The organism is Antarctobacter albus (assembly GCF_900101505.1).
GTDB lineage: Bacteria > Pseudomonadota > Alphaproteobacteria > Rhodobacterales > Rhodobacteraceae > Antarctobacter > Antarctobacter albus.
This window is the reverse complement of the sequence record NZ_FMZI01000005.1, coordinates 202,544-211,935: the sequence shown is the minus strand read 5'-3', so window position 1 is coordinate 211,935 and position 9,392 is coordinate 202,544. Positions and strand designations below refer to the sequence as shown.

Annotated in this window: 12 protein-coding genes; 11 read left to right on the top strand and 1 reads right to left on the bottom strand. The window is 68.6% G+C overall.

Annotated features, from left to right (window positions below; genetic code table 11):
• Window positions 1-11: 11 nt before the first annotated feature.
• The 8 genes from infA (at window position 12) to BLQ71_RS10705 (ending at window position 6,155) form a co-directional block, all read left to right on the top strand.
• Complete coding sequence (gene infA, locus BLQ71_RS10740) at window positions 12-230, top strand: translation initiation factor IF-1 (RefSeq protein ID WP_023849011.1); 219 nt, start codon at window positions 12-14, stop codon at window positions 228-230.
• Window positions 231-419: 189 nt separating this feature from the next.
• Window positions 420-1,010: a Maf family protein gene (locus BLQ71_RS10735; RefSeq protein WP_074621715.1), complete on the top strand. Its 591-nt coding sequence runs from the start codon at window positions 420-422 to the stop codon at window positions 1,008-1,010.
• Window positions 1,007-2,038, top strand: coding sequence for a ribonuclease E/G (locus tag BLQ71_RS10730; protein ID WP_074621714.1), 1,032 nt, complete (start codon window positions 1,007-1,009; stop codon window positions 2,036-2,038). Before BLQ71_RS10735 ends, BLQ71_RS10730 begins: the two co-directional genes overlap by 4 nt.
• Window positions 2,035-2,217: a DNA gyrase inhibitor YacG gene (locus BLQ71_RS10725; protein WP_043138201.1), complete on the top strand. Its 183-nt coding sequence runs from the start codon at window positions 2,035-2,037 to the stop codon at window positions 2,215-2,217. Before BLQ71_RS10730 ends, BLQ71_RS10725 begins: the two co-directional genes overlap by 4 nt.
• The gene (locus BLQ71_RS10720) at window positions 2,217-3,461 is read left to right on the top strand and encodes an aminotransferase class V-fold PLP-dependent enzyme (protein WP_074621713.1); all 1,245 of its coding nucleotides are present in this window, start codon (window positions 2,217-2,219) and stop codon (window positions 3,459-3,461) included. The genes BLQ71_RS10725 and BLQ71_RS10720 overlap by 1 nt, the downstream gene beginning before the upstream one ends.
• 179 nt (window positions 3,462-3,640) lie before the next feature.
• Entirely contained in the window at window positions 3,641-4,384 is a 744-nt protein-coding gene (locus BLQ71_RS10715) for a 5-oxoprolinase subunit B family protein (RefSeq protein ID WP_074621712.1), read from the top strand.
• Window positions 4,381-5,382: a 5-oxoprolinase subunit C family protein gene (locus BLQ71_RS10710; protein WP_074621711.1), complete on the top strand. Its 1,002-nt coding sequence runs from the start codon at window positions 4,381-4,383 to the stop codon at window positions 5,380-5,382. The genes BLQ71_RS10715 and BLQ71_RS10710 overlap by 4 nt, the downstream gene beginning before the upstream one ends.
• A complete protein-coding gene (locus BLQ71_RS10705) occupies window positions 5,379-6,155 on the top strand; it encodes a LamB/YcsF family protein (RefSeq protein ID WP_074621710.1) in 777 nt (258 codons plus the stop codon). Before BLQ71_RS10710 ends, BLQ71_RS10705 begins: the two co-directional genes overlap by 4 nt.
• 14 nt (window positions 6,156-6,169) lie before the next feature.
• On the opposite strand, the gene BLQ71_RS10700 is transcribed toward BLQ71_RS10705, so the two are convergent.
• Complete coding sequence (locus BLQ71_RS10700; RefSeq protein ID WP_074621709.1) at window positions 6,170-7,156, bottom strand: zinc ABC transporter substrate-binding protein; 987 nt, start codon at window positions 7,154-7,156, stop codon at window positions 6,170-6,172.
• 97 nt (window positions 7,157-7,253) lie between these two features.
• On the opposite strand from BLQ71_RS10700, the gene BLQ71_RS10695 reads away from it, so the two are divergent.
• The 3 genes from BLQ71_RS10695 to BLQ71_RS10685 are packed head-to-tail and all read left to right on the top strand — an operon-like array spanning window position 7,254 to window position 9,263.
• Entirely contained in the window at window positions 7,254-7,733 is a 480-nt protein-coding gene (locus BLQ71_RS10695; protein WP_074621708.1) for a transcriptional repressor, read from the top strand.
• Window positions 7,730-8,473, top strand: coding sequence for a metal ABC transporter ATP-binding protein (locus BLQ71_RS10690; protein WP_074621707.1), 744 nt, complete (start codon window positions 7,730-7,732; stop codon window positions 8,471-8,473). The genes BLQ71_RS10695 and BLQ71_RS10690 overlap by 4 nt, the downstream gene beginning before the upstream one ends.
• Window positions 8,463-9,263 (top strand): metal ABC transporter permease, encoded by an 801-nt coding sequence (locus BLQ71_RS10685; protein WP_069209016.1) that lies wholly within the window; start codon window positions 8,463-8,465, stop codon window positions 9,261-9,263. Before BLQ71_RS10690 ends, BLQ71_RS10685 begins: the two co-directional genes overlap by 11 nt.
• Window positions 9,264-9,392: the final 129 nt, after the last annotated feature.

Sequence of the window (9,392 nt, the reverse complement as noted above, 5' to 3'; positions counted from 1 at the left end):
CAGGAGAGAACATGGCCAAGGAAGATACGCTCGAATTTCCCGGTGTCGTGAAGGAACTCCTGCCGAACGCGACGTTCCGGGTCGAGCTTGACAACGGCCATGAGATCATCGCGCATACGGCAGGCAAGATGCGCAAGAACCGCATCCGTGTCCTCGCGGGAGACCGGGTCCAGGTGGAAATGACCCCCTACGACCTGACCAAGGGTCGGATCAACTATCGCTTCAAGTAAGTTGCAAGACCGGCGGCGCGCAGCCTTTCCGGTTGCGGTGTTCGCCGGGTTATGCGGGGAACGCGCTTGCGAAGCGCGTTGAAAGCGGCTTTCAAGCCGCTTTTTCGCGTGGCAGCGCCTGTCGCACCCTTGCATCCGCGCGGCGCCTCTGGTGAAGCCTGACCTGTCCCCGTTGCAAGGAAATCGTCCATGTCCCCAAAGCCCCGCCTGATCCTGGGCTCCGGCAGCCCCCGCCGGCGCGAGCTGCTGGCACAGCTTGGTGTCACGGCCGATGACATCCGTCCGCCGGATATCGACGAGGACCCGAAAAAGGGGGAACAGCCGCGTCCCTATTGCGTGCGGCTGGCCCGGGAAAAGGCCAAGGCGATTCCCTCGGACCCGGACGAGATCGTGTTGTCGGCGGATACCACTGTGGCAATGGGCCGCCGCATCCTGGGCAAGCCCGAGGATGAAAAGGAGGCGGCGCAGTTCCTGACCTTGCTGTCAGGACGGCGCCACCGGGTCATCACCGCTGTCGCCGTGCGCCGGGGTGAAAAGGTCTGGGAGCGGGACGTGGTCACGCAGGTCAAGATGAAGATGCTGTCCAACGAAGAGCTGAATGCCTACCTGCACAGCGGCGACTGGCGCGGCAAGGCGGGCGGCTACGGCATCCAGGGACCGGCAGGGGCGCTGATCCCCTGGATCAGCGGGTCATTCACCGCCGTGGTGGGCTTGCCGCTGGCCGAGACGGCAAATCTGCTTCAAGCAGCGGGCTATCCGCTTTACAGGGACGCATCATGAAGGGCAGCACAATCGTATTGGACCATTGGAAAGGCCGCGAGGCGGCTGCTCTGCTGGTGGATGGACAGTTGGAAGACCTGTTGATCGACGCGGACCTGCCGCGTCCCGGGTCGATCTATCGCGGCGTCGTGGAACGGCCGATGAAAGGGCAGGGCGGGCTTTTCCTGCGCACCCCGGACGGCAATGCCTTTCTGCGGCAGGTCAAGGGGCTGAGCCCCGGCGACCGGCTGTTGGTGCAGGTGACCGGCTATGCCGAGCCGGGCAAGGCGATCCCGGTCACCAATCGCATCCTGTTCAAGTCGCGCTATGCCATCGTCACGCCGGGGGCGCCGGGGATCAACGTCTCGCGCCAGATCCGCGACGACGAGACCCGCGATGCCCTGCTGGAGATCGCGCATGACGTCATCTCTGAAAACCCTTTGCCAGAGGGGGCGGGGGTCATCCTGCGCTCCTCGGCGCATCCGGACCTGGCGGATGAGGTCATGGATGACCTGCTGGCCATGTCGGACCTGGCCCGCGCGGTTCTGGCGGATACCATCGGCGATGCGGAACTGCTGGTCGAGGGCGACGGCCCGCATGCGCTGGCCTGGCGCGAATGGGTTGGCCCGGCGGATCTGGACGACGCCGAGGGGGCATTCGACCGACACGAACTGGGGGAGACCATCGAGGCGCTGGGCAAGGCGCGTGTGGCGCTGCCCTCTGGCGGGTCGATGCTGATCGAACCGACCTCGGCGCTGGTGGCGGTGGACATCAACACCGGCGGCGATACTTCTCCGGCGGCGGGGCTGAAGGCGAATATCGCCGCCATGCGGGACCTGCCGCGCCAGCTGCGGCTGCGCGGTCTGGGGGGGCAGATCGTGGTCGACCCGGCGCCGATGGTGAAAAAGGACCGCCGCCAGGTCGAAAGCGTGCTGAAGGCGGCGCTGAAGGCCGAGACCACGGAGACCGTGGTGGCGGGATGGACGACGCTGGGCTTGCTGGAACTGCAGCGCAAGCGCGACCGCGTGGCGTTGAGAGAGGTGATATGAGCTGTCCGATCTGTTCGAAGACCACTGACCCCGAGTACCGGCCCTTCTGCTCGAAACGCTGCGCCGATGTGGACCTGGCGAAGTGGCTGGGCGGCAGTTACGCGATCCCCTCGGAGGATCCCGAGGACATGGAAGAGGCGGCGCAGGCCGTGGAACGGGAAGAACGGAAACCACACTGATGTTCGAAGATGCCTTGTTGAGCGAGATTCGCGGGCGTTTTGCCCATGTCGAGGACTGCCCCTTTACCGGCAAGCGCGTGTTCTTCGAGAACGCGGGCGGGGCACTGACCCTGAATGCGGTGGTCGAGACATCGACGCGGTTCGCGGCGATCCCCGACAACCAGGGGCGCGACAACCCGGCCTCCAGGGCGCTGGTCGAGGTGATCGACAGGGCGCGGGCGGATGTGCGCGAATTCCTGGGCGCCGAGGGCGGTGCGGTGATCTTTGGCGAAAGCGGCACCGAACTGCTGTTCCGGCTGATCCGGGATGCCTGCCTGGGCGCGGGGCCGGGGAGAGCGCTGGGGTCGACCGTGGAACACCCTGCATCGCGCAGCGCGATGGCGCGCTGGGCCGGGGTATCCTCGCGGCGGCATGTCCTGATCCCGCATGACGACGCCACGGGGCGGGTGACGCCCGATGCCTATGCGGCGCATGTGACGCCGGACACGGCGGTGGCCACGATCCTGCACACGTCGCCGGTGACGGGGATCGGGATGGACCTGCCGGGGATCGCCGATGCGATCCGCGCCGTTGCGCCCGAGTGTTTCATCATCGTCGACGGCATCCAGCACGCTTGCCACGGCCATATCGACGTGGCGGGTGCGGGTGTCGACGGCTACGTGATCTCTCCGTACAAGGTCTTTTCGCGGCATGGCTACGGCGTGGCCTGGGCCTCGGACCGGCTGACAGCGTTGGCGCATGATGCGCTGATCGGCGGGCCGGAGGGCAACTGGGAACTGGGCACGCGGGATACCGGCGCCTATGCGACCTTCTCGGACGTCGTGAGCTATTTCGACTGGCTGGGCGCGCAGGTGTCGGATGCGGCGACGCGGACCGAGCGGCTGGCGGAGGCACGACGGGCGATCCATGCCCACGAGGCGGCGCTGTGCCAGGCGATGATCCACGGTACCGGCAACCTGGCCGGGCTGGCGAACCTGCCGGGCGTGACCGTCATCGGCGGCACCGACAACGCCGGCCGCGAAGGGCTGGTGAGCTTCTGGGCCGAAGGGCGCCCTTCAGCCGAGATCGTCGCGGCGCTGAACGAGGCCGGCATCCGCACGCATACCCGCAAGGCGGATCACTACTCGGGCAACGTGCTGGACCCCCTGGGGCAGGCCGATTGCATCCGGGTGTCGCTGGCGCACTACAACTCGATGGGGGAAGTGCGGGCTTTCCTGACGGCGATGCGGGGCATTCTCGGTTGAAGGTGGTGCCGGTCGCCGGGCGTGGCGTGGGGGGGCGTCATGCCGAAGGCACGCCTCCGGCATGACCCCCGTCTCCCTTCGGTCGACTCCCCCGAGGTATTTTCAAAACCAAAGAAGCTGCAGCGCAGTGGACAAGCCGCCTGCCGCGTGGTGGTCTCTGGGAGGAGGAGCATCGCGACGTGACCAAAGAGCCTTGCACTGACTTTCCCCGGATTGCGCCCATCGGGCTGGATGGCGTGATCGTGCAGTTCGGTCCGGCGCTGTCGGAACCGGCGAACAGGGCGGCGCTGGCCTTTCGGGCAGCGGTCGAACGCGATCCGCCGGACGGGGTCGAGGAGATTTCGACTTCGCTTGTCTCCACCTACCTGCGGTTCGATCCGCTGTTCCTGTCGCTTGAGGCCCTGAGTGCCGATCTGGAGGCGCGGCTGGCGCATGATGACTGGTACGCGGCGCCCCTGCCCGAGGGACGGCGGCTGTTGCGTATTCCCACGGTCTATGGTGGTGATTTCGGCCCGCAACTGGATGAGGCGGCGTCGGCGGCAGGCATGAACGCGGAGGCGGCGCAGCTTGAGTTGTCGCAGGCGCGGGTGCGGGTGAACGCCATCGGTTTTGCGCCGGGCCAGCCCTATCTGGGCACGCTGCCCGAGGCCTGGGACATCCCGCGCCAGGCCGGGCTGACGCCGCGCGTGCCCGAGGGGGCGCTGGTGGTGGCGATCCGGCAATTCGTGCTGTTCTCGGTCTCGGCGCCGACGGGGTGGCGGCAGGTGGGGCGCACGGCGGCGCCCCTGTTCCGGCCCGAGAGCGAGACGCCCTTCCTGTTGCGGCCCGGGGACGAGGTGGTCTTTGACGCGGTTCCGGCGGACGCCTGGGACCGTTTGTCGGGCGATCCCAAGGGCGGCGTGACGGTGGAGCCTTTGGCATGAGCGTGCTGGAGATCCTGCAGGCCGGGCCGGGCGTGACGGTGCAGGATGACGGGCGACCGGGGTACATGGCGCTGGGCCTGTCGCGGGGCGGGGCGGCGGATCGGCAAGCGCTGGCCGAGGGGGCGGCGCTGTTGCGCCAGCCCGTGGGGACGGCTTTGGAACTGGCGGGCTACGGCGGGCGGTTCCGGGTCGATGCGCCTTGTCGCATCGCGCTGACCGGGGCGCCGATGCGCGCCACGCTGGCGGGCGCGCCGCTCGCCTGGAACGCGAGCCACGCCCTGCCTGCCGGGGCGGTGCTGGAGATCGGCGGCGCCCTCGCGGGGGTCTACGGCTACCTGACCGTGGGCGGCGGGTTTGATCTGCCCGAGGACCTCGGCGCGCGGTCAGCGCATCTGAACGCCGGGTTGGGGAGGCTGCTGGAGGCGGGCGACCGCCTGCCGCTTGGCCCCGACACCGGGCGCGAGACGGGGCTGACGCTGGACCCGGTGGACCGGTTCGGCGGCGGTGTGCTGCGGGTGCTGCCGTCCTTGCAGACGGGCATGTTCCCCGAGGAAACGCGGGCGCGGTTCGTCGAAGAGCGATTCACGCGCGACAGCCGGGGCAACCGCATGGGAATCCGCCTGAAACCCGAGGGCCAAGGCTATGGCCTGACCGAGGGGCAGAGCATCGTGTCCGAGGTCATCACGCCCGGGGACATCCAGATCCCCGGCGATGGGGCGCCCTATGTCCTGCTCTATGAATGCCAGACCACCGGGGGCTATCCGCGCATCGGCACGGTGATCCCGGCGGACCTGCCGCGCGTGGCGCAGGCGGCGCCGGGGGCGGAGCTGCGGTTCCGCTTCGTGTCGCGCGACGAGGCGCTGGAGGCAGAGGCGGCGTTCCGGCGCGGGCTGGAAAGTATCCCGGTGCGCCCGCTGGTGCGCGATCCGGCGGACATGCCGGACCTGCTGTCTTATGAATTGATCGACGGCGTGACCGCCGGGGAGGAACTGTCATGACATCCGTGGATCTGAACGCCGACATGGGCGAGAGTTTTGGCCCCTGGGTGATGGGGCAGGACGCCGCCCTGCTGGAGGTCGTCACCAGCGCCAATGTCGCCTGCGGCTTTCACGCCGGGGACTGGGACGTGATGGCCGAGACGATGACGACGGCCAAGGCGCGGGGGGTGGGCATCGGCGCGCATCCCGGGTTCGCCGACCTGCAGGGGTTCGGGCGGCGGCGGATGCACCTGCCCGAGCGATCCCTGCGGCACATGGTGCAGTACCAGCTGGGGGCGGCGTTGGGCATGGCGCGGGCGGTGGGCGCCGAAGTGCGGCACCTGAAACTGCACGGTGCGCTGTCCAACATGACCTCAGAGGACGAGGGGCTGGCCGAGGCCTGTTATGGCGCCGCCTTGGAAGTGGCGCCCGAGATCATCGTGATGGTTCTGGCCGCGACGGCGCAGCAGCGGGTGGTGGAACGGCTGGGCTGTCTCTGGGCGGGTGAGATTTTCGCCGACCGGGCCTATAACGCGGATGCGACGCTGGTGGATCGCAGCCTGCCCGGGGCGGTGCTGCATGATCCCGCAGAGGCGGCGCCGCGGATTGTGAAGATGGTGCAGGCGGGCGCGATCCTGCCCGAGACGGGCGATCCGATCCCGGCGGGGATCGACACGATCTGCCTGCATGGGGATGGGGCGACGGCCCTGCCGATGGCGCGCGCCGTGCGTGGTGCGCTGGAGGCGGCGGGGATCGAGGTCAAGGCCTTCGAAGGGCGGCGCGGGGCCCCGTAGGGCCCCGGCGCGGGTCAGATGCCGGCGCAGCCTGCGATCCGGGTCGCGGTTTCCAGGATCAACGCCGGATAAAGCGCGGTGCCCTGCGGCAGGTCCGTTCCCAGCGGGTCGAGCTGCACCGAGGGCAGGCCGCTGGCCTTGACCGCCTCCAGCAGGCGCGGGTCCGTGGTGGCTTCGGTCAGGACGCAGGCCGCCCCCTGTTCGGCCAGCCCGTCGCGCAGGGCGGCCAGCCGGGACGGTCCGGGCGTGTTCGCATCCGCATCCGAGATGGCGCCGATGACGCTGAGGCCAAAGAACTCTTCGTAGTACTGGTAGGCATCATGGGCGAGGGCGAGCGGGCGGTCAGCGACCGGATCCAGGGCCGCGCGTGCCTGCTCCACGGTTTCTGCGATGGTCCGGGCGCCGGCCTCGGCATTGGCGACATACGTAGCGGCGTTCTCGGGGTCCGCCTGTGACAGGGCCTCGGCGATCAGGCTCAGCCAGAGCGTCGCGTTTTCCGGGGACAGCCAGACGTGCGGGTCATGGGCGCCGTGGCCGTCGTGGGCATGATGCTCTTCGGCGTGGTCGTCATGATGGTCATCGTCGTGGTCATCTTCATGTTCGTCGTGTTCGTCGCGATGCTCTTCATGCTCGTCATGTTCATGCGGAAAGAGACCGGTGTCACGGAAGGGCAAAAGATGCGTGCCGGGCGCCTCTCCAAGGGGCAGCGAGAGGGCAGATCCGGCCAGCGCGTCGATCTGCTCTTGCAGTTGCGGTGTCAGGTCCGGCCCGACCCAGACCACCACGTCGGCATCGGACAGGGCGCGTCCCTGGCTGGGGCGCAGGGCCATGTGGTGCGGCGAGTCACCGGGGGCCAAAAGCCGTTCCGGCGTGCCGAGATCGCCCAGGACCGTGGCGACGAGGCTTTCGACCGGGCCGATGTCGGTGACGACGCGGGGCACCTCTGCCAGGGTGGTTTGGGGCAGGGCGATGCAGGCGGACAGGAGAAGGGGGCGGAGCATGGAACCTCGGATCGTGTGTGTTATGATATAACGTTCGCGGGCTTGTACGGCAAAACGTTATACCATATCAACCCCAAACCCGAAGGAGAGTCGCGACATGGAAACCAAGGGGTTCGAACATCACGATCACCACCACTGCATCGCCACGTCGCTGCGCACGGCCGAAGAGGCCTGCAAGGCGCAGGGGCTGCAGTTCACGCCGGTGCGTCGCCGGGTGCTGGAGATCCTGCTGGACGAGCACCGGGCGATGGGCGCCTACGACGTGCTGGATGTGCTGCGCAAGGAGGGGCTGGGTTCACAGCCGCCGGTGGCCTACCGGGCGCTGGATTTCCTTGTGGCCAACGGGTTTGCGCATCGCATCGAGCGGCTGAATGCCTTTGTCGCCTGCGCGGCGCCGGGGGAACGGCATGCGCCCTGTTTCCTGATCTGCCGGGCCTGTTCGGCGGTGGCGGAAACGCCGGGGCGGCGCGCCTCTGACGCGCTGCGGGCCGCTGCCGGGGAGCTGGGGTTCAAGGTCGAACGCGTGGCAATCGAGGCCGAGGGCCTGTGCCCCGCCTGCGTGGAGGCCGACGCGTGAGCGGCTTGATCGAGGCGCGGGGCCTGACCCTGCGGCACGGCACGCGCGAGGTCCTGCGCGACGTGGATTTTTCGATCGCACCTGGGGAGATCGTCACCGTGGTGGGGCCGAACGGGTCGGGCAAATCGACGTTGCTGCGGGCGCTGATCGGGGCGCTCAGACCTTCGCGGGGCAAGGTGACGCGTCAACCTGCGCTGCGGCTGGGCTATGTCCCGCAGGGGCTGCGGCTGGACGGGTCGATGCCGATGACTGTGGCGCGGTTCCTGAACCTGCCGTCGCGGGTCAGCGCGGCGGACTGTGCCAAGGTCCTGGACGATGCCGGGGCAGGCGACCTGGCGGGGCGGCAGATGTCGGACCTGTCGGGCGGTCAGTTCCAGCGGGTCCTGTTGGCGCGAGCGCTGCTGAACGACCCGCAGATCCTGATCCTGGACGAGCCGACAACCGGTCTGGACCAGCCCGGACAGGCCAGTTTCTATCGCCAGATCGAGGCGCTGCGGAACCGCATGGGCTGTGCCGTCCTGATGGTCAGCCATGAATTGCACGTCGTCATGAGCGCAAGCGACCGGGTGATCTGTCTCAACGGGCATGTCTGCTGTGAAGGCCACCCCGAGGTCGTCGCCCAGGCCGAGGAATACCGCGCTTTGTTCGGCACCGGCACGCAAGGCGCGCTGGCGCTCTACCGTCACGAACACACGCACAGTCACGATCACGCGCCGGGAGAGACCTGCAATGCTGGATGATTTCCTGGTCCGCGCGGTGCTGGCGGCAGTGGGCGCGGCGCTGGCGGCGGCCCCTCTGGGGGTCTTCGTGGTCTGGCGGCGCATGGCCTATTTTGGCGACGCGACCTCGCACGCGGCGATCCTGGGGGTGGCGCTGGCGCTGGCCCTGTCGGTGCCTGTCTTTGCCGGGACGCTGGTTGTGGCGCTGTTGGTGGCCTTTGGCGTCGCCCGCCTGACCGGGCGTGGCTATGCTGCGGACATGGTCCTGGGCGTGGCCGCCCACGCGGCGCTGGCGACGGGGCTGGTGGCCGCGAGCTTTCTGTCGGGCCCGCGCCTGAACCTCGAGGCCTATCTGTTCGGAGACATCCTTGCGGTCAGCAAGATGGACCTGGCGGTGATCTGGGGCGGGGGCGCCGCGGTGGCGGCGCTGATCGGCTGGCGCTGGCAGGCGCTGCTCTTGTCGACCCTCTCTCCCGACCTGGCGGCTGCCTCAGGTGTGAACCCGGAACGTGAACGGGTGACGCTGATGCTGGCGCTGGCACTTGTGGTGGCGGTGGCGCTGAAGGTCGTGGGCGCGCTGCTGATCGCGGCCCTGCTGATCATCCCGGCGGCGGCGGCACGTCCCCTGTCCCGCACGCCCGAGGGAATGCTGGCGGGCGCGGCCACGGTGGGCGTGATCGCCGCGCTGGGCGGGCTCTGGGCAGCGTGGAGCCTTGACACGCCTGCGGGACCGAGCATCGTCTGCGCCGCTGCCATCACCTTTGGCATAAGCGCTCTTGGCGGACGTCTGCTCGGCGGGCACGGCGGCTGATCCTGCATCGGACCGAATTGCGGCTGTCCCCCCGGGGGCACAGCGGGTAGGAAAGACCCAAGCGAGGGCCTGATAACCGGGAGAGCGGCGATTCCTGCGCGGGGAACAGACAAGGTTGATGCGGCCACC

Coding starts and splice junctions, on each gene's coding strand:
- BLQ71_RS10725 (WP_043138201.1), top strand. CDS start 2,035: ATGAGCTGTCCGATCTGTTCGAAGACCACTGACCCCGAGTACCGGCCC.
- BLQ71_RS10735 (WP_074621715.1), top strand. CDS start 420: ATGTCCCCAAAGCCCCGCCTGATCCTGGGCTCCGGCAGCCCCCGCCGG.
- BLQ71_RS10730 (WP_074621714.1), top strand. CDS start 1,007: ATGAAGGGCAGCACAATCGTATTGGACCATTGGAAAGGCCGCGAGGCG.
- BLQ71_RS10685 (WP_069209016.1), top strand. CDS start 8,463: ATGCTGGATGATTTCCTGGTCCGCGCGGTGCTGGCGGCAGTGGGCGCG.
- BLQ71_RS10710 (WP_074621711.1), top strand. CDS start 4,381: ATGAGCGTGCTGGAGATCCTGCAGGCCGGGCCGGGCGTGACGGTGCAG.
- BLQ71_RS10720 (WP_074621713.1), top strand. CDS start 2,217: ATGTTCGAAGATGCCTTGTTGAGCGAGATTCGCGGGCGTTTTGCCCAT.
- BLQ71_RS10695 (WP_074621708.1), top strand. CDS start 7,254: ATGGAAACCAAGGGGTTCGAACATCACGATCACCACCACTGCATCGCC.
- BLQ71_RS10705 (WP_074621710.1), top strand. CDS start 5,379: ATGACATCCGTGGATCTGAACGCCGACATGGGCGAGAGTTTTGGCCCC.
- BLQ71_RS10700 (WP_074621709.1), bottom strand. CDS start 7,156: ATGCTCCGCCCCCTTCTCCTGTCCGCCTGCATCGCCCTGCCCCAAACC.
- infA (WP_023849011.1), top strand. CDS start 12: ATGGCCAAGGAAGATACGCTCGAATTTCCCGGTGTCGTGAAGGAACTC.